The sequence below is a fragment of the Aeromonas sp. CU5 genome (assembly GCF_002586745.1).
GTDB classification, from domain to species: domain Bacteria; phylum Pseudomonadota; class Gammaproteobacteria; order Enterobacterales; family Aeromonadaceae; genus Aeromonas; species Aeromonas sobria.
Map to the genome: position 1 here is coordinate 2,179,853 of NZ_CP023817.1, position 17,228 is coordinate 2,197,080.

The window sequence follows — 17,228 nt, forward strand, 5'->3', positions numbered from 1 at the left end:
CCCCTTGGCCCCCGACTCTCTGCACGCTGTTGCCCCCTGCTCTCACCGAACTCTGCACGGCCGCTCTTGCCTTCATTGTCTCAGTTACGCCCACCCCCCCATTCCCCCTCACCATTGCTGCTGATTTGGCAAAAGTAATTTGATGTCACCGTCATTTTTGCCAACAAAACCCATCGGCATACTGGCGCCATTCTCCCGTCGGGAGTCCCTAACCAAGGAGTTGTTATGCCACTGGCGTTATTTGCCCTTACCTTAAGTGCCTTTGCGATCGGCACCACCGAATTTGTGATCGTGGGGCTTATCCCCACCATCGCCGAGCAGCTCAATGTCTCGCTCCCCTCGGCGGGCCTGTTGGTCAGCCTCTATGCCCTTGGCGTGGCCATCGGTGCCCCCGTGCTCACGGCGCTCACTGGCAAGGTGCCGCGCAAGTGGCTGCTGGTGGGGCTGATGGCGCTCTTTACCGCCGGTAACCTGCTGGCCTGGCAGGCCCCCGGTTACGAGAGCCTGATTGTGGCCCGCATCCTGACAGGGCTGGCGCACGGGGTCTTCTTCTCGGTGGGCAGCACCATCGCCACCGGGCTGGTGGCCAAAGAGAAGGCGGCGAGCGCCATCGCCATCATGTTCAGCGGCCTCACCGTGGCGCTGGTAACCGGCGTACCGCTCGGCACCTGGATTGGTCAGGTCTTTGGCTGGCGTGAAACTTTTCTGGTGGTAAGCCTGCTGGGCCTGGTCGCCATGGTGGGCAGCCTGCTGCTGATCCCGAGCAACCTGCCCAAGGGGGCGGCCTCGACCATCCGCGAGCAGCTTTCGGTACTGACCAACAAGCCGCTGCTGTTGGTCTACGCCAAAACCGCCCTTGGTTATGGCGGCGCCTTCACGGCGTTTACCTTCCTCGCCCCCATCCTGCAGCAGGTGAGCGGCTTTAGCGCCGGGGCAGTGAGCCTGATCCTGCTGGTTTACGGGGTATCGGTTGCCATCGGCAATATCTGGGGTGGCAAGCTGGCCGACAAGATGGGCCCGTTGCCTGCGCTGAAGCTGCTGTTTGCCGGTCTGGCGCTGGTGCTATTGGCCCTCACCTTCACCGCCCCCCATCCGGTGCTGGCGGTACTGACCGTGCTGGTGTGGGGCGCCTTTGCCTTCGGCAACGTGCCGGGTCTGCAGGTGCTGGTGGTGAAACAGGCCGAGCTGCACACCCCCAAGGCGGTGGATGTGGCATCGGGTCTCAATATCGCTGCCTTCAACGTCGGCATTGCGCTGGGATCTGTGGTCGGTGGCTTGGTGGTAGAACACCTCGGCCTGATGCACACCCCCTGGATCGGCGCCCTTATCGTGCTGCTGGCCTACGGGCTAACCCATGTCAGCGAGCGCCGCGAAGCCGTCCGGCTCGCCGCCTGTCAGGCATAAGCTACGCCAGCAGGCAGCTCTGCCCTCTCCCGTCATCACATAAAAACGAGCGGCTTATGCCGCTCGTCTCTTTTCACGCGCTGTTATTTTGTTGGTTGTTATGCCGTGCGAGAAACCACGTCCCCCTTGTTCACCGCCCGCTTGAGCCAGTAGTCGAGGCTGACGTAGCGGCCCCCGCCGTAAACCAGCAGCACCAGCAGCATCACGAAGTAGGTGGCGGCAAACTCCATCCCGTTATTGAGCATCACGGGGTCACCCAGCTCGGTGATGTAGTTGTAGCGACCGGGGAAGTTGGCGGCCAGCCACTCGATAAAGCCGTTGAGGCGCACAGTGGCCTCCATGCTGCCGGTAGCGATGGCGTCCCAGCCGTGCTTCCAGTGCACCATGGCGCTCGCCACGCTCATCAGGAAGATGGTGGGAATGGCCATGATGCGGGTAAAGAGGCCAAGGGCGATGCAGATGCAGCCCAGCACCTCGGTGCCCGCCGCCAGAAAGGCGAGCAGGGTCGGGAACGGCAGGTTGAGCCCCCCTTCCGAGATCGGCGCACCAAACCAGGCGGCGGTACCGGCAAAGCCCACCACCTTGGAGTGGGCCCCCACATAGATGACCGGAATCAGATAGAGGCGAATGGCCAGCAGGGCCAGAAAATCGAGCCGCTTGCACTGGGCTACCGCCCGCTCGTACCACTGGATCAGGGTGTTGTTCATGGGAATTCTCCTTGGTGTTTGTTAAATGAGGGCCTACGTCAGGGCAAAGGGGCACCGGGCTGGCGCTCACCAACGGGCAGCGTCAGCAGACCCAGCCGGTGAAAATGGCGCGCCCACTCGGTCAGATCAAAGTCGCTGCGAACCTGTTGCACCTGTTGCTGGAACGCCGCTCGGGTGCTCCCCGGCTGCTGTTGCAGCAATTGGATCAGCGCCACGTCCCATTCACGCAACCGCTGGGTCACCACCTGATGATCCGGGCTGCGAAACAGGCCATAGAAGTGGTTGCCCTGCCGGGTTGGCACCACGCCGCTGCGACGAATGGCAAAGGGGAGTTCAAGCAGTTGCAGGGTGGGATTGAGCCAAAGTGGGCTCTCCGCCGTCACCTCCTCCCCCGGCAACACTGGCGGCACCACCCCTTCATCAATCTCGACACAGAGGCAGGCCCACTCGTACTCCAGCAGCGCCAGCCGCTGCTTGGGCCAGTTGAGGGTGCCCTCGCGGTGGCGATGCTGCACATAGCGGACAAACTCGGTGGCGATATGGTGAAACTCGGGAGCCTCGGCACCGTGCGCGATGACAAAGCCCTCCACCAGCTGCCCTCTGTCCACCGGCGCCCAGTGGCCGTGGGTAAGCGGAAAAGCGCTCTCCAGCACCGACGCCACATTGGCGCGCACGCTGCGGGCATAGTGACTGGCGATGCCATCCTGCGGCAGCCGCACCCGGCTTGCCAGCCAGGCGGTCTGCTGCTGCATCCGCTGCGGGGCCGTTTTGGGCGATGTGATCAGAGATAACCGTCTATCCATAGCGCACCTCCCGCACCTGACTGTCGAGCGCCTCACAACAGGCGCCATGCACCCACGCCAGCTCGGCTTCCAGCTCAGGCAACGACGGCAGATGGTGATCCCGCTCCAGCAGCAGGGGGCGCAGGCCATGGGTCTGCACCGTATAACGGGCCAGCGCCACCACCTCCTCGCACACCGGTTTGCCATGGGTATCCAGCAGGGTGCCATCCGCCTCTTCCAGATGGCCGGCGATATGGAAATAGCGGATCGCATTGCTCGGCAACCCGGCGATCATCCGCTTGGGGCAGTAACCGTGGTTGCGGCTGTTGACAAAAACGTTGTTGATATCGAGCAGCAGCTCGCAACCGCTGCGCGCCACCAGCTCGGCGAGAAAACCCTCCTCCGGCATCTCGTGGTCATAGCCGTGGTAGTAGGAGATATTTTCCAGCACCAGCGGGCGGGCCAGCGCCTCCTGCACCTGCTCGATCCGCGCGGCCAGATAGGGGATGTTCTCCCACTGCCGTGGCACCGGTAAGAGCTCGTAGAGATAACCCTTGTCATCACGGGAAAAGCTCAGGTGCTCGCTGTAGGTCTCGATGCCGAACTCGTCCAGAAAGGTGCGGATCTGGTCAAGCAAAGTGCGATTGAGGGGCTGGCAATCGCCGAGGGAGAGGCTGAGCCCATGGGCCACCAGCGGATAACGCTCGGCCAGCTGATGCAGCTGCGCCCGCTTGGCGCCGCCGATGGCCATCCAGTTTTCCGGTGCCAGCTCGAGAAAGTCGATGCCAGGGCGTATGGGGCCGGAGCAGAGCACATCCAGATGCTCTTGACGCAGCCCAATCCCCCGACTGCGGGAGCTTATTGGCCGCATACCCCCTCCGTCATCTTGCTGCCCTTGCTGGATGTGTCGCCATCAATCCCCTGCTCCGCCACACCGCACTTGCCGTCACGGGCGCGTACCAGCCGCCCTTGCGGGTCACTGTCTAAAGCCTGCTTTTCGAAGCGCTTCTCGGTGCCGCACTTGCCCGCCGCACACTTGCCGCCGTGCTGTTCGCTGGTGGCGGCTTTCACCGGCGCATCGCTCGGGGTGGCCGCCAGCGCCAGCCCCGGGGTCAGGGCAATCAGGCTGGTCATGGCGATGGAGAGGGTCAGTTTGCCGGTGGTTTTGTTGCTGCTTGAGTTACTCATGAGCGGACTCCTTGACGGATGAAACGGGGTAGCTGGAGAGATCGCGGGCGGCCACAATCTGGCCGTGGAACTGTTGCTTGACGATGGCCATCGCCTCTTTCTTGTGATTGAGGCCAACCCCCATCCAGTGGCTCAGCACCAGCAGCTTGGGGTTCACCTCGGCGGCAATCTTGGCCACCACCGACGGTTTGGCGTGGAGCGAGGCGGAGACCTGATCAGCCGCTTCGTGGATGGCGAGCGGCATCACCAGAATGTCGGCCCCCTTGGCAAACGGCACAAAGGCCGGGTTGCTGCCGTTCTGATCCGCCGAGATGACGATGGTCCCCTCGGCGCTCTCGATGCGATAGGCCAGACAGGGCACGTCACCGTGGGGGATGCCGAGTGCGGTGATGGTCAGCCCATCCTGCTGATAGACAGTGTGGGGCTGCGGGGTCTGATAGGGCACATCGTGCAAGTTGATGGGAAAGAGGCCATCCGTGCCATCCTTGAAACCGCTCAGGTAGGCATAGGCTCCCTTGTCCTTGTTGAAGAGGGCATCAAAGTAGCCGCTCATACTGGGGAAGGCCGATCCTGCCTCTGGCCCCGCCAGATCCAGCGGATCGCTGCGCTCGAAGAAGTAGGCCCCCTTGAGCAGGGCGGGCAAATCGGTCACATGGTCGGTGTGAAAGTGGCTGATGCCGATAAAATCGACCTCTTCGAGCTTGGCCCCTGCCTGGCCGAAGCGCAGGTAGACGCCGCCACCGGCATCGATCAGGATGCGGGATTTCCCCTTCCACCAGATCACCTCGCTGGAGGAGGCGCGCAGATCGTCGGAGATGGGGCCACCACTGCCGAGCACCTGCAGGGTGAAGGTTTTATCCAGTGGCGTCAGTTGTACCGGTTCGGCACAGGCCGGGGCGACGGTGAGCGCGCACCCGATGGCCAGCGCCACCGCTTTCAATCTCTGTTTCATCACAATTACCTGTCGGTTGGTTGTCGGTTGAAAGTGTGTCGTTTGTATCGTTTGTGTCGTTTAAAGAGGCGTGAGAGGGGCCGATGGCGACGTGTGAGCGCCAGCCACCGGCCATGGGGAGGGGCGCGTGCCCCCCACCGTCAGTTGCCGTCCCGTTCGTCCGCCTGCCAGCGAGCTTCCAGCCAGAGCAGGTTGCACAGGCCTAGCAGCAGGGCGAAGCCGAGGCCCAGAATCCAGGTGAAGTACCACATAGCGTCCTCCTTATGGTCAGTAGAGTTGATGGCTGTCGCGCTTGATGCGGGCGCGGTCAAGCTTGCCGCGCACCACCCGATAGACCCAGCCGGTGTAGCCAAGGTTGACGGGGAGCAGCACCAGCACGATGCCGAACATGATGGCCAACGTCTTGTAGCTGGAGGTGCTGTCCCACAGGGTCAGGCTGCTGACCGCATCAAGGGATGAGGGCAGCACGAAGGGGAACAGGGCGATGGCCACCGAGCAGAGCATGGTGGCGCAGGCCAGGCCGCTGGCCAGCAGCGCAATCCGGCCCCGCTCCAGCCAGGCGGCAATTCCGCTCACCAGCGGCGCCAGCGCCCCGATGATCGGCACCAGCCACAGCAGCGGATAATCCAGATAGTTCTGCAGCCAGCCATTACTCTGGGGGATCACCCCTTTCATCAAGGGAGTGATAGCTGCATTGGGGTCAAAGGGCGCAGTGCCCAGACCGCTCAGCTGATAGCCCGGCAGCTCCACCAGATGCCAACCGGCCAGCAGGTAACAGAGGGTCACCAGCGGGGCTAACAAGATGGCCAGCCCCCGTGAGCGCAGCGCTGGGGTGCCCGTCACCTTGGCCTGTAAAAAGCTGGCTCCATGGAGCAGCAACAGAGATATCGCGGTGGCGAGCACCGAGAGCAGCCAGCCCCAGTGGAAATTGAACGCCCCGTAGTGCAACCGCAGCCCCTCGTCGAAACGAAACGGCAGCCCCTCCATCACCAGACCGATGGCTGCGCCCAGGATCAGGGTTGGCACCAGACCACCGGCCACCAATGCGCGATCCCACCAGCGACGCCACACCGGATCGGCCAGCTTGCTGCGATAGTCAAAGCCGACCGGGCGCAGAAAGAGCCCAAGCAACAACACCACCATGGGGATATAAAGCGCCGAGAAGGCGGCGGCATAGACCAGCGGCCAGGCGGCGAACAGAGCACCGGCACCGGCGATCAGCCACACCTGATTACCCTCCCACACCGGCCCCACGCTGTTGATCACCAGTCGCCGATCTGCATCGTCTTTCGACACCACCGGCAGCAGCATGGCGATACCGAGATCGAAGCCATCCATCACGATAAAGGCGACCATCATGAAGAGCACCAGCCCCCACCAGATGAGTTTCAGGGTTGCGTAATCCATCAGGCGATCCTCGCAAGTTCGGGTTGTTCACCAGCGTAACGGCCGGTATGGAGAATGGCGGGCCCCTTGCGGATCACATGGCGCAGCAGGAACAGCTCCACCACCAGCAGCAGGGTGTAGATAGAACAGATGGCGATCAGGCTGAACCAGAGCTGGCCCGGCTGGAGCAAAGAGACCGAGGCCGAGACTGGCAGCACGTCACTGATGGTCCAGGGTTGACGGCCAAGTTCGGCCACCAGCCAGCCCGCCTCAATGGCAATCCAGGGCAGTGGAATGCTCCAGAGCAGGGTCTTGAGCAGCCGTGGCGAGCTTTGCAGCCGGTTGCGGCAGAGCTGGACAAAGCTCACCACCATCAGCCCCAGCATGGTGACGCCGAGCCCCACCATCACCCGAAAGCCCCAGAACAGCGGCGCCACTGGCGGGATGGAGTCATCCACCGCCCTGGCGATCTCCGCCTCACCGGCCTTGGCGATATTGCTGGCATAGGGGGTCAACAGCATGCCGTAACCGAGATCCTTACCGTGCTGCTCGAAGCGGGCGCGGTTGGCCGGGCTGTCATCACCGCGCCGGATCTGGTCGAGGGCTTCTGCTGCCACCATGCCGCTGCGAATGCGCGCCTCGTTCTGCACCTTGATATCCTTGAGACCGGTCACCGCCTCGTCGATGGAGCGGGTGGCGATGATCCCCATCAGATACGGGATCTTGATGGCGGCGTGGGTGGTCTCGGCAGCCTGATCCGGAAAGCCGAACAGGGTGAATGATGCAGGCGCTGGCTCGGTCTCCCACTCCGCCTCGATGGCAGCGAGCTTCACCTTCTGCACCTCACCGGTGCGATAGCCCGACTCATCCCCCAGCACGATGACCGAGAGGATGGCCGCCAGCCCGAAACCGGAGGCAATGGCGAAAGAGCGCAGGGCAAACTGCACCTCGGTTTTGCGCAGCAGATACCAGCTGCTCACCCCCATCACAAACATGGAGGCCGCCACATAGCCCGCTGCGACGGTGTGAACGAACTTCACCTGCGCCACCGGGTTAAACAGCACGGCGGCGATATCCACCAGCTCCATCCGCTGGGTCAGCAGATTGAACTCGGCCCCCACCGGGTTTTGCATCCAGCCGTTGCCGATCAGGATCCACAGCGCCGAAAGGTTGGAGCCGAGCGCCACCAGCATGGTCACCAGCAGGTGCTTGCCGCGGGATAGCTTGTCCCAGCCGAAGAAGAAGAGCCCCACCAGCGTCGATTCGAGGAAGAAGGCCATCAGCCCCTCGATAGCCAGCGGGGTGCCGAAGATGTCCCCCACATATTGGGAGTAATAAGCCCAGTTGGTGCCGAACTGAAACTCCATGGTGATCCCCGTGGTGACCCCCATGACGAAGTTGATACCAAACAGCTTGCCCCAGAAGCGGGTGATGTCCTGATAGATCACCTTGCCGGTCATCACATAAGCCGACTCGGCGATCACCAGGATCCAGGACAACCCCAGCGTGAGGGGGACAAACAGGAAGTGGAACAGAGCCGTGGCGCCAAATTGCAGGCGAGACAGGCTGACCACGTCATCCGGATTGATCATGCGTCACTCTCTTTTGTTGTATTTGCTCTACACGTTTCGTGTCTGACAAGTACACCACGGAGCATGACACCTATAACAGATGCAGTTATATTGAATTACACCTATAACAGTTGATCCAGATCATGTCCCTTTACCAGCAGTTGGCCGACCGCCTGCAAAGCCAGATCGACGATGGCATCTGGCAACCGGGGGAGCGCATCCCCTCCATTCGCCAGAGCTGCAAGACCCACGGGCTCAGCCCCATGACGGTGTTACAGGCCTATCAACTGCTGGAGAGTCAGGGGCGGATCCTCGCCCGCCCCCAGTCCGGCTACTACGTCAAAGCAGCCTCGCCGAAGGTGGTGCAGCACACCCCGAGCCAGACCCACTACAGCGGCTCGGTGGATATCAACGATCTGGTATTCGAAGTGTTGCAGGCGAGCAAGTCGCGTGAGCTGGTGCCCCTTGGCATGTCGGTGGCCGACCCGACCCTGTTCCCCCACCCCCAGCTCGGGCGGGCGCTGGCCAGCTGCATGCGCAAGCTCGATCCCTTCAGCACGGTGGCCGACCTTCCCCCTGGCAACGAGGCGCTGCGCCGTGCCATCGCCCAGCGCTACGCCAGCGACGGGGTGGCGGTCAATCCGCAGGAGATCATCATCACCGCCGGCGCCCTGGAGGCGCTCTCCCTCAGTCTGCAGGTGCTGACCGAGCCCGGTGACTGGGTGGTGGTGGAGTCCCCCACCTTCTATGGCGCCCTGCAGGCTATCGAGCGGCTGAAACTCAAGGCGGTGGAGATCCCGGTCATCCCGGGGGTGGGTATCGATCTCGAACTGCTGGCCGACGCCCTCACTCGCATGCCGGTCAAGGCGTGCTGGCTGATGGGCAATGTGCAGCACCCGCTGGGCCACACCATGCCGGATGGCCACAAAGCGCGGCTGATGGCGCTGCTCAACAGCCACGGGGTGCCGCTGGTGGAAGATGACGTCTATGCCGAGGTCTACTTTGGCCGCGAGCGCCCCAAGCCGATCTGGCACTGGGATCAGCGCGGCGACAGCCTGCTTTGCAGCTCCTTTTCCAAGTGTCTGGCGCCGGGCTTCCGGGTCGGCTGGGTAGTGGCGGGACCCCATGCCGAGCGGGTGCAGCGGCTGCAACTGATGTCCACCCTCTCCACCAATGTACCGAGCCAGCTGGCGCTGGCCGAGATGCTGCGCCAAGGCGGGGTCGATGCCCACTTTCGCCGCCTGCGCCACACCCTGGCCCAGCGCCAGCAGCAGATGCGGGCGGCCCTGCTGCGGCTGTTGCCGGGCGAAGTGCGGATCTCCTCCCCCGATGGCGGCTACTTCCTCTGGCTGGAGTTTCCCGCCCACCTCGACAGTCGCGCCCTGCACGCCCAGGCCCTTGGCAGCGGTTTTTCAGTGGCCCCCGGCGCGCTCTTTGCCAGTCAGGGGCAGCACAACCACTGCCTACGCCTCAACAGTTCCCATCCCTGGAGCGAGCAGCTGGAGCAAGCCCTCACCCGGCTGGCTTCACTTATCTCCGTTCAACTTGGCGAAACGAACAAAGGCCCGTAACGGGCCTTTGTAGTTGGGGAGTGACGCGCCTTGGCTCGCCATCAAAAACTGATCATCTGGCCATGATCTGCGACTGCACCTTGAAGCCCAGCGCCTCGTAGAGCGCTTTGGCGCGCTCGTTGAAGGCCATCACCTCCAGCCGGATTTGGTGAGCATCAAGGGTCTTGGCCCACTCATCGCAATGGGCGATCAGCGCCTTGCCAATCCCGCGGGAGCGGTGCTGCTCATCCACCACCACGGAGCCGATGCGGCAAATCGGCGCACGGGTGAGAAACGGCACGCTCTCATTGATGTCGATCCGCGCAGTCAAAAAGCCCACCACCATGCCATCCTGCTCGGCAACGCAGAATAGACGCCCTTCCGCGCCGATGGCACTCAGTAAAAATGCCCGCTCCTCTGGTGACGGGGGGCAGAACACCTCGGGGTAGTGCTCATGGTGGATCTCTCCTATCTGCCGGTTCAGCTCGACAATGGCGTCGATATCCAGTTCGCTTGCCTTGCGTATCTCCAACGGTTGCTCCTTGCAAAAATGCTGATAACTCTGCGCCATCTTAGGGGTTATGCCCCGCAATCCAAATAGGCTCATCCGCATCTTTTGACGAGCAGCAGAAACAACAACGCCCCTTGAGCGGGGCGTTATCGGCAATCCATGGCGGTGAGGGGTATCAGGCGGGGGCGTTAAGTTGGGCCACCTGCCGCTCGATGCTTCCTTTGAGGTTGTCATCGAGCTTGAGGGCGCGTGCCAGCTCGTCGAGATAACCGCGCTCCATAAAGTGATCCACCTCGATGGCGAGCAGGGAGGCGAGATAGACCTCGGTGGCCAGCTCCATGTCGGTCACTTCCCGCGCCAGCGCGTGGGGGTCGAGGGGGCGCGCCAGCTCGGCGTCAATCCAGCGGGCCGCATCGCTCTGGCCCTGTTCGGTCAGGTACTCCTGAATTTTCTGGCGCTCGGCGCCATCGATATGGCCGTCGGCCCGGGCCGCAGCCACCATGGCGCGCACCAGCAGGGTGGCGCGGGCATCCAGCGCATTGCCTTCCAGCGCGCTGATGGGATGGGTCGGCTGGGCCGGATCAGACTGCTTGGCCTGCCAATCCTGATAGAGCTTGTAGGCCAGCCCGCCAAGGGCGGCGGCGCCGCCCACGGCAGCCGCTGTGCCGCCATATTTGCGCACTTTTTTATTGCCCAGCAGCAGACCGAGCGCGCCACCGGCCAGCGCCCCCTGCATCTGCCCCTTGCGCTTGTCGCCCCCGTCGTTGAGCAAGCCTTTGCCTGCCCCCAGCAACTGTTCCAGCATCTGTTTCATGGTGTCACTCCTGCGGGTAAGAAATCTGAAATCGGGATACGTAAAACAAGATAGTGACCCTACCCTCCTGAATCGGGGATGAACCCTTGACCGGGCTGCCCGATGGGGCAAAGCTCAGGGAAACTCTTCAGGCAATAAGGATGTGACTGTGCCAAATCGCGAGCTGACCCTGCAATTTCTGGCCGAGCCCTCTGACGTCAATTTCGGCGGCAAGGTACACGGCGGCATGGTGATGAAGTGGATCGATCAGGCGGGCTATGCCTGCGCCGCTGGCTGGTGTGGCGGCTATGCGGTGACCGTCTATGTGGGGGGGATCCGCTTTTTGCGCCCCATCCAGATTGGCCAGCTGGTGGAGGTGCACGCCCAGGTGATCCACACCGGCACCACCAGCATGCATCTGGCGGTGGATGTCTACAGCCGCCACCCCACCGACACCGAGCGTCACAAGACCACCCACTGCATCATCATCTTTGTGGCGATGGATGAGCAGGGCAAACCGACCCCGGTGCCCCAGTGGCAACCGGTGAGCGAGAGCGATCTGCAGTTGCAGCAGTACGCCAAAAAGCTGATTGCCCTGCGTGAGGAGATCGACAAGGAGATGCGCCAGCACCTCTGATCCTGCACAACCTCCCTCCCCGACACAGCGGGGCGCTTTCGGCCAACGGCGGCGCCCCTGTATACTCCCCGCTTATTCCCGTAACCCGAACCAACCGAGGCCACACCGAATGTCACTGGAAACTGCCCCGCCCGAGGTGAAACTCGCGGTGGATCTGATTGAACTACTGGAAACCAACGGGCTTGCCCCCGAGCTGGTGCTGGCGGCGCTGGCCATTGTGAAACAGGATTACGAGCGCAAGCTGGCGGAGGGGCAGGATCACTGATCTGCCCTCGCATTTTGTGGCGCCTTTTCTGGCGTCAATTTGTCCCTACAGAACCACTCACTGCGGCCCCATCACCTCGTCGCAAAGGGCGATCAGGGCCGTGCTCAAGCGAGTGAGCGGCTCGCCCCCGCCAACCCCGGCATGGAGCGCCAGCTCCACCGGCGCCACCTTGGGCCACTGGGTCAGGGCCACCTGATCGGCAGGCATCAACCGTTTGGGCAGCAAGCTCACACCAATGCCTGCGCTCACCGCCCCCTGCAAGCTGGCAAGGCTGGCGCTGACATAGGCGATGCGCCAACGCCGCCCAAGGCCATCGAGCGCCTCGGTCATCTGGCGCCGATAGAGCCCTTCGCTTGGGAACACCACCAGCGGTAGCGGCTCCCGCTCCCGGGCGGGCCAGTCGCGACTGTCGACCCAAACCAGCGGCTCGCGCCAGCGGGCAAGGGGCGAACCCTGCCCCCGCGTCTGCTTGACCAGCGCCAGATCCAGCTCTCCCGCCTCGAAACGCTGCCAGATCTCGTGGCTCAGGCCGCTTTGCACCTCCAGCCGCACCTCGGGGTAGTCGCGGGCAAAGGCGGCCAGCACTGGGGTAATGGCGCCGGCGGCGAAATCCTCCGGCACCCCAAGGCTGAGCGCCACGCTCCCCTCGGTCACCTGCTCCTCGGCCTGTGCCAGCAGCGCCAGAATACGGCGGGCCAGCCCCAGCAATTTTTCCCCCTCCGCCGTCGCCACCACCTGACGGCCAGCGCGATCAAGCAGCGGACACCCGAGCTGCTGCTCAAGGCGACGGATCTGCTGGCTGATGGTGGATTGGGTCAGATGGACCCGTTCACCGGCGCGGGTAAAGCTGCCGGTGTCGATAATGGCGACAAAACTGCGCAGTAACAAGGGATCCAGCATAGGGCGCTCCATTTATAAAACCACTGGAACTCATTCTATCATTTAATTTCCAAATGACTTTCGACCCCGTTAGGCTGGCGTTTCGCCCCTTTGACGGTGATCTGCCATGTTCTGCCCCGATTGTTCCGCGTCCCGAATGCTCTCTGTCTCTCCCAGAACCGGAAACTGCACCCGATGAATCAACGAAATACGGATCAACCCGCAGGCCACACCGCCCTGCTGGTGCTGGTGATCCTGATTGGCCTGAACCTGCGCCCCTTTCTCACCGCCATCGGCCCGCTGGCCCAAGCCATTGACCAGCGTCTGGCGCTGGGGATGGACACCCTCGCCTGGCTCACCCTGCTGCCGTTGTGGCTGATCGGGATTGGCGTGCTGCTCACCCCCAGCCTGCGTCGGCACGCCAGTCCACGCCAACTGCTGGGGGCGGCCTTGCTGCTGCTCTGCATTGGCAGCGCCATGCGCTTCGATGCCCAGAGCGGCGCCTTGCTGATTGCCAGTGCGGCGCTCTGTGGATTGGGGTCGGCGCTGGTGCAGGGGGTGCTGCCGGCGCTGATCAAGCAGGCGTTCGCCCACAAGGTGCCGCTGGTGATGGGGATCTTCTCCGCCTGCATGATGGGGGGCGGGGCGCTGGGGGCCAGCCTAACACCAAGGCTGGCGGCCAGCCTCGACTGGTCGCGGGCACTGGCGCTCTGGAGCCTGCCGGTGCTGCTGGCCCTCATCTGGTTAGGGTGGAAAGTCCGTCTGCCGCGCGCCGCCGCGGTCGCAATTCCCCACGGCGAGCAACGGCTGATTGCCCTGCCCCGCAGCTGGTTGCTGATCATTTGCTTTGGCATCATCAACAGCGGCTACGGCATAGTGGTTGCCTGGCTGGCCCCCGCCTATATGGCGCAAGGGTGGAACGCCGCGCAGGCGGGCGAGCTGGTCGCCTGGCTGGCACTGGCCCAGACCGCCAGCGGCCTCGGCCTGCCGCTGCTGGCCGCCCGCAAGATGGACCGACGACCCTGGATGGGCCTTGCCATCGCCATGCAACTGGCGGGATTTGCCGGTCTCTGGCTGGCGCCACAGGCGGCCCCCATGCTCTGGTGCATGCTGTGTGGCGCAGGCCTTGGCGGCAGTTTTTCGCTGATCATGGTGATTGCACTGGATCACCTGCCCGACCCGCGCCGCGTGGGCACCTTGAGCGCCCTGATGCAGGGATTCGGCTTTATGCTGGCGGCCACCGGCCCCTGGGTGGCGGCGCGGCTTTATCACCATTTCGGCGACTTTGCGGCCGCCTGGCAGTGGCAACTGGGAGGCTTGCTGCTGATGAGCCTACTGGTGCTGCGCCTGGATCCGCGCGGCTATGCCAAGGTGATGAGGTTGCCCGCGCCTGCGGCCACGGGCAGCAGTACGGCCCAAAACAACACACCGGCCTGAGGCCGGTGTGTTGGGGATAACCGTGTTGGGGATAACAAGGTGAGGCTGACGCCACTCAGGGTTGCAACTCAGCGCCCCTTCTTCTGCCGCCCGGCGTTAGCGGTGCGCGGCTTGCCTGCCGCCGGTTTGCCACCCTTGTTGGGGGCCCCTTTACCTGCGGCCGCTTTTCCGGCACCGCCTTTATTGGCAGCCCCTTTACCCGCGCCACCCTTGCCTACCGGGCTCTTATTCTCGAAAGCATCCGGGCCCGGCACATTGGGGCGACCACCGATCTCGTGATCGTCATCGCGGCGGGGCTTCTTGCCGGGTGCCAATTTGCCAGCTTGTCCGGCCGGGGCCTTGGCCACCTTGGGCTTGTCGCCTTTAGCCGGTTTCACCTCGGAGGAGGAGTCCTCAATCAGCTTGAACAGCTCGATCAGCTCGTCGTCGGTCAGATCGCGCCACTCACCCACCGGCACACCCTTGAGGCTGACGTTCATGATGCGAATACGCTCCAGCTTGGTTACCTCAAAGCCGAAGTACTCGCACATGCGGCGGATCTGGCGGTTCAGCCCCTGCACTAGCGTGATGCGAAAGACAAACGGCGCCTCTTTCTTCACCTTGCACTTCTTGGTAACGGCACCGAGGATCGGCACCCCGGCCGCCATGCCGCGCACAAACTCGTCGGTCACCGGCTTGTCGACGGTCACCAGATACTCTTTCTCGTGATCGTTGCCCGCCCGCAGGATCTTGTTGACCAGATCGCCGTGGTTGGTGAGGAAGATCAGACCCTGCGAATCCTTGTCGAGCCGCCCGATGGGAAAGACCCGGGTGCTGTGGTTGACGAAATCGACGATGTTGTCCTTCTCGCCCGCCTCTGTGGTACTGACGATGCCCACCGGCTTGTTGAGCACGATAAACACCAGACTGTCCGCCTCACGGGCCTCGATCACCTGACCATTGACCTTGACCAGATCGCCAGCCTGCACCTGATCGCCGATCCCGGCCCGCTTGCCATTGATAAACACCTGGCCCTGCTCGATAAAGCGGTCGGCTTCACGGCGCGAGCAGATGCCGCTCTCGCTGATGTACTTGTTCAGACGCATGGATTCATTAGCCAGCATGGGTCACCTGCCACAGGGCCTTGGCCCCATCCTGTTGTCCATTTGCCAGCGTCAGCCACGCTGGGAAGGCTGTCTGCTGGATCAGCCAATTCACTGCATCAAAGTTCTGCATACCATTCCATCTTCAAAAAAGGCTAATGCCAGCCTAACCCGCAAAAAACGCCGCTACAGTAGCATAATTGGCCCCTTTCAGGGGCAGATAGTTGCAGGGCAACGGCTATCGGGCAGGCATCCGGTGATAAGCTCAAGCCGACACAAAGCACACGACACAACCCCGGCGCTGCCAGCCTGACGTTGCTGGCGGGAGCAGGCGCCCGACTCCGGCGCAGCCAGTCGCCATCAACTATACATATCACCTTGTTTCCATTAGGCTTTAAGCCGGTTATCAGCGCCTTGGGTGCTGCGCCGAACTCGCCCGCCCAGATGCGGCTTCACCTCTATCGCCAAGGATTGCGCCATGCTGGCTCACACTCGCCGCCTCATCCGCCGTGCTCTGCTGACCCTGTTGCTGCTGTTGCTGACTGCATGGGCGGTGATCGCCTACTTCGCCTGGCAGGCAGCGCCGCTGCAGCTGTGGCACACAGTTGTGCCCCCCGAACTCAGTGCCGATGAGCTCGATAGCAGCGACTGGCAAGCCTATCTGGCCCGCGAAGCGCAGCTGTTCGAGCTGGTGGCCACCGAGGTGGTTGCCAAGACGCCGCCTGAGCAGCAACTGGCCAGCAATCGCTACTATCAGGACTCCCCCATCAATCCCGCCCGCTTTCAGGAGAACTGGAACCGCTCCTACCTGCTGCGTCCCGAGGGGGAAGTCAAAGGGGTGGCGGTGCTGCTGCACGGCCTGACCGACTCCCCTTACAGCCTGCGCCATCTGGCCAGACGCTATCAGCAGCAGGGCTTTATCGCGCTGGGGCTGCGGATCCCCGGCCACGGCACTGTGCCCGCCGGACTGGTGGATGTGGATTGGGAGACCTGGCTGGCCGCCACCCGACTGGCGGTGCGGGAGGCCAGATTGCTGGCACCGGGCAAGCGGCCGCTGCATCTGGTGGGCTTTTCCAACGGCGGCGCGCTGGCGGTGAAATATGCGCTCGATGCGCTGACAGACCAGAGCGGTGCGCTGGCAAAACCGGATCGGCTGGTGCTGATCTCCCCGATGATCGGGGTGACCCGCTTTGCCCGCTTCGCCGGGCTCAAGGCCGTGCCCGCTCTGCTGCCCGCCTTTGCCAACGCCGCCTGGCTCGACACCATGCCGGAGTTCAACCCGTTCAAGTACAACTCGTTTCCGGTCAATGGCGCGCGCCAGTCCTACCGCCTGACTCACGCCATCCAGCAGCAGGTACGCCAGCTGGCCGCCAGTGGCAAGCTGGCGGCGTTTCCGCCCACCCTCACCTTCCAGTCGGTGATGGACTACACCGTCAGCACCCGCTCCATCATTGCCGATCTCTACCACTACCTGCCGGCCAACGGCAGCGAACTGGTGCTGTTTGATATCAACCGCAGCACCCTGTTTGGCCCGCTGATGAGCTCGGCCTCCGAGCTGGCGCTGCACCGTTTGCTGCCAAACGCCCCCCAGCACTATCGCCTCACCGTGGTGGGCAATGTCGAGCCCGCCTCCCCCGCGACGCAGGCCAGAACGCTGGCTACCGCCGACCAGCCTGAGCAAGTCCGCCCGCTGGGTATCGACTATCCCAAGGAGATCTACTCCCTCTCCCACGTGGCGCTCCCCTTCCCGATGGACGACCCCCTCTATGGCATGGCGGCGCGCCCGGAGCAGCGGGAGCAATACGGCATCAATCTTGGCGGTCTGGCCCTGCGTGGCGAGCGCGGGGTGTTGATCGTCAACCCCGGCGCCCTCACCCGCACCTCCTCCAACCCCTTCTACCCCTATCTGCAGCAGCGGGTAATGGAGACCCTCACCGCCCCTCCCGTCGCCCGACCTGCCGTCGTAATCCCTGCCAGCAGTGGTCAACATGATGCGGCCTATCAGGCCGAGCTGGAGCAGTTTTTACAGGAGAGCGATGAGAGCAGCGCGCCTTTCTAGGGCGTCTCTGGCACATCGGCAAAGC

General features: G+C 63.1%; 19 protein-coding genes. 6 read left to right on the forward strand and 13 right to left on the reverse strand.

Annotated elements, in window-relative coordinates:
- Window positions 1–225 precede the first annotated feature (225 nt).
- On the forward strand, window positions 226–1,404 hold the full coding sequence (locus tag CK911_RS09480) for an MFS transporter (RefSeq protein WP_098969747.1): 1,179 nt from the start codon (window positions 226–228) through the stop codon (window positions 1,402–1,404).
- A 98-nt stretch (window positions 1,405–1,502) separates the two neighbouring features.
- Here the strand turns inward: CK911_RS09480 and CK911_RS09485 are convergent, their stop codons facing one another.
- From CK911_RS09485 to CK911_RS09520, 8 genes are all read right to left on the reverse strand, one after another.
- Window positions 1,503–2,111, reverse strand: coding sequence for a DoxX family protein (locus tag CK911_RS09485; protein WP_098969748.1), 609 nt, complete (start codon window positions 2,109–2,111; stop codon window positions 1,503–1,505).
- Window positions 2,112–2,149: 38 nt separating this feature from the next.
- Complete coding sequence (locus CK911_RS09490) at window positions 2,150–2,914, reverse strand: putative DNA-binding domain-containing protein (protein ID WP_098969749.1); 765 nt, start codon at window positions 2,912–2,914, stop codon at window positions 2,150–2,152.
- Entirely contained in the window at window positions 2,907–3,764 is an 858-nt protein-coding gene (locus tag CK911_RS09495) for a DUF692 domain-containing protein (protein WP_098969750.1), read from the reverse strand. The genes CK911_RS09490 and CK911_RS09495 overlap by 8 nt, the downstream gene beginning before the upstream one ends.
- Entirely contained in the window at window positions 3,752–4,081 is a 330-nt protein-coding gene (locus tag CK911_RS09500) for a hypothetical protein (RefSeq protein ID WP_098969751.1), read from the reverse strand. The genes CK911_RS09495 and CK911_RS09500 overlap by 13 nt, the downstream gene beginning before the upstream one ends.
- Complete coding sequence (locus CK911_RS09505) at window positions 4,074–5,033, reverse strand: MBL fold metallo-hydrolase (RefSeq protein ID WP_098969752.1); 960 nt, start codon at window positions 5,031–5,033, stop codon at window positions 4,074–4,076. Before CK911_RS09505 ends, CK911_RS09500 begins: the two co-directional genes overlap by 8 nt.
- 140 nt (window positions 5,034–5,173) lie before the next feature.
- Window positions 5,174–5,284 carry a cytochrome bd-I oxidase subunit CydX gene (gene cydX / locus CK911_RS09510; RefSeq protein ID WP_005337572.1) on the reverse strand — a complete coding sequence of 37 codons (111 nt, stop codon included), beginning with the start codon at window positions 5,282–5,284 and terminating at the stop codon, window positions 5,174–5,176.
- Window positions 5,285–5,300: 16 nt separating this feature from the next.
- Entirely contained in the window at window positions 5,301–6,440 is a 1,140-nt protein-coding gene (gene cydB, locus CK911_RS09515; protein WP_068977490.1) for a cytochrome d ubiquinol oxidase subunit II, read from the reverse strand.
- Window positions 6,440–8,011 (reverse strand): cytochrome ubiquinol oxidase subunit I, encoded by a 1,572-nt coding sequence (locus tag CK911_RS09520; RefSeq protein WP_098969753.1) that lies wholly within the window; start codon window positions 8,009–8,011, stop codon window positions 6,440–6,442. Before CK911_RS09520 ends, cydB begins: the two co-directional genes overlap by 1 nt.
- A 122-nt stretch (window positions 8,012–8,133) precedes the next feature.
- Here CK911_RS09520 and CK911_RS09525 point away from each other — a divergent pair, with 122 nt between their 5' ends.
- Window positions 8,134–9,561, forward strand: coding sequence for a PLP-dependent aminotransferase family protein (locus CK911_RS09525; RefSeq protein ID WP_098972569.1), 1,428 nt, complete (start codon window positions 8,134–8,136; stop codon window positions 9,559–9,561).
- A gap of 52 nt (window positions 9,562–9,613) precedes the next feature.
- Here the strand turns inward: CK911_RS09525 and CK911_RS09530 are convergent, their stop codons facing one another.
- Together CK911_RS09530 and CK911_RS09535 are read right to left on the reverse strand one after the other, a co-directional pair.
- A complete protein-coding gene (locus CK911_RS09530) occupies window positions 9,614–10,072 on the reverse strand; it encodes a GNAT family N-acetyltransferase (protein WP_172953993.1) in 459 nt (152 codons plus the stop codon).
- A gap of 154 nt (window positions 10,073–10,226) precedes the next feature.
- Window positions 10,227–10,865 carry a tellurite resistance TerB family protein gene (locus CK911_RS09535; protein WP_068977493.1) on the reverse strand — a complete coding sequence of 213 codons (639 nt, stop codon included), beginning with the start codon at window positions 10,863–10,865 and terminating at the stop codon, window positions 10,227–10,229.
- Window positions 10,866–11,013: 148 nt separating this feature from the next.
- On the opposite strand from CK911_RS09535, the gene CK911_RS09540 reads away from it, so the two are divergent.
- Entirely contained in the window at window positions 11,014–11,481 is a 468-nt protein-coding gene (locus CK911_RS09540) for an acyl-CoA thioesterase (RefSeq protein WP_021230653.1), read from the forward strand.
- A 109-nt stretch (window positions 11,482–11,590) separates the two neighbouring features.
- Window positions 11,591–11,746 carry a pleiotropic regulatory protein RsmS gene (gene rsmS / locus CK911_RS09545; RefSeq protein WP_098969755.1) on the forward strand — a complete coding sequence of 52 codons (156 nt, stop codon included), beginning with the start codon at window positions 11,591–11,593 and terminating at the stop codon, window positions 11,744–11,746.
- Window positions 11,747–11,803: 57 nt separating this feature from the next.
- Here the strand turns inward: rsmS and CK911_RS09550 are convergent, their stop codons facing one another.
- Window positions 11,804–12,646: a LysR family transcriptional regulator gene (locus tag CK911_RS09550; protein ID WP_098969756.1), complete on the reverse strand. Its 843-nt coding sequence runs from the start codon at window positions 12,644–12,646 to the stop codon at window positions 11,804–11,806.
- 174 nt (window positions 12,647–12,820) lie between these two features.
- Here CK911_RS09550 and CK911_RS09555 point away from each other — a divergent pair, with 174 nt between their 5' ends.
- Window positions 12,821–14,062 carry a cyanate transporter gene (locus CK911_RS09555; protein WP_098969757.1) on the forward strand — a complete coding sequence of 414 codons (1,242 nt, stop codon included), beginning with the start codon at window positions 12,821–12,823 and terminating at the stop codon, window positions 14,060–14,062.
- Between the two features lie 68 nt (window positions 14,063–14,130).
- Here the strand turns inward: CK911_RS09555 and rluF are convergent, their stop codons facing one another.
- Together rluF and CK911_RS21585 are read right to left on the reverse strand one after the other, a co-directional pair.
- Window positions 14,131–15,165, reverse strand: a complete 1,035-nt coding sequence (rluF, locus tag CK911_RS09560) for a 23S rRNA pseudouridine(2604) synthase RluF (protein WP_098969758.1) — start codon at window positions 15,163–15,165, stop codon at window positions 14,131–14,133.
- A complete protein-coding gene (locus tag CK911_RS21585) occupies window positions 15,155–15,277 on the reverse strand; it encodes a hypothetical protein (protein ID WP_263053669.1) in 123 nt (40 codons plus the stop codon). The genes rluF and CK911_RS21585 overlap by 11 nt, the downstream gene beginning before the upstream one ends.
- Window positions 15,278–15,622: 345 nt before the next feature.
- On the opposite strand from CK911_RS21585, the gene CK911_RS09565 reads away from it, so the two are divergent.
- Window positions 15,623–17,203: a carboxylesterase gene (locus CK911_RS09565; protein WP_098969759.1), complete on the forward strand. Its 1,581-nt coding sequence runs from the start codon at window positions 15,623–15,625 to the stop codon at window positions 17,201–17,203.
- Window positions 17,204–17,228: the final 25 nt, after the last annotated feature.

Excerpts from the sequence above, each read along its gene's own strand:
- CK911_RS09505 (WP_098969752.1), bottom strand. The coding sequence starts at position 5,033 with ATGAAACAGAGATTGAAAGCGGTGGCGCTGGCCATCGGGTGCGCGCTC.
- CK911_RS09525 (WP_098972569.1), top strand. The coding sequence starts at position 8,134 with ATGTCCCTTTACCAGCAGTTGGCCGACCGCCTGCAAAGCCAGATCGAC.
- CK911_RS09565 (WP_098969759.1), top strand. The coding sequence starts at position 15,623 with ATGCTGGCTCACACTCGCCGCCTCATCCGCCGTGCTCTGCTGACCCTG.
- CK911_RS09520 (WP_098969753.1), bottom strand. The coding sequence starts at position 8,011 with ATGATCAATCCGGATGACGTGGTCAGCCTGTCTCGCCTGCAATTTGGC.
- CK911_RS09550 (WP_098969756.1), bottom strand. The coding sequence starts at position 12,646 with ATGCTGGATCCCTTGTTACTGCGCAGTTTTGTCGCCATTATCGACACC.
- CK911_RS09490 (WP_098969749.1), bottom strand. The coding sequence starts at position 2,914 with ATGGATAGACGGTTATCTCTGATCACATCGCCCAAAACGGCCCCGCAG.
- CK911_RS09535 (WP_068977493.1), bottom strand. The coding sequence starts at position 10,865 with ATGAAACAGATGCTGGAACAGTTGCTGGGGGCAGGCAAAGGCTTGCTC.
- CK911_RS09495 (WP_098969750.1), bottom strand. The coding sequence starts at position 3,764 with ATGCGGCCAATAAGCTCCCGCAGTCGGGGGATTGGGCTGCGTCAAGAG.
- rluF (WP_098969758.1), bottom strand. The coding sequence starts at position 15,165 with ATGCTGGCTAATGAATCCATGCGTCTGAACAAGTACATCAGCGAGAGC.
- CK911_RS09500 (WP_098969751.1), bottom strand. The coding sequence starts at position 4,081 with ATGAGTAACTCAAGCAGCAACAAAACCACCGGCAAACTGACCCTCTCC.
- CK911_RS09555 (WP_098969757.1), top strand. The coding sequence starts at position 12,821 with ATGAATCAACGAAATACGGATCAACCCGCAGGCCACACCGCCCTGCTG.
- CK911_RS09485 (WP_098969748.1), bottom strand. The coding sequence starts at position 2,111 with ATGAACAACACCCTGATCCAGTGGTACGAGCGGGCGGTAGCCCAGTGC.
- CK911_RS21585 (WP_263053669.1), bottom strand. The coding sequence starts at position 15,277 with ATGCAGAACTTTGATGCAGTGAATTGGCTGATCCAGCAGACAGCCTTC.
- cydX (WP_005337572.1), bottom strand. The coding sequence starts at position 5,284 with ATGTGGTACTTCACCTGGATTCTGGGCCTCGGCTTCGCCCTGCTGCTA.
- CK911_RS09480 (WP_098969747.1), top strand. The coding sequence starts at position 226 with ATGCCACTGGCGTTATTTGCCCTTACCTTAAGTGCCTTTGCGATCGGC.
- rsmS (WP_098969755.1), top strand. The coding sequence starts at position 11,591 with ATGTCACTGGAAACTGCCCCGCCCGAGGTGAAACTCGCGGTGGATCTG.
- cydB (WP_068977490.1), bottom strand. The coding sequence starts at position 6,440 with ATGGATTACGCAACCCTGAAACTCATCTGGTGGGGGCTGGTGCTCTTC.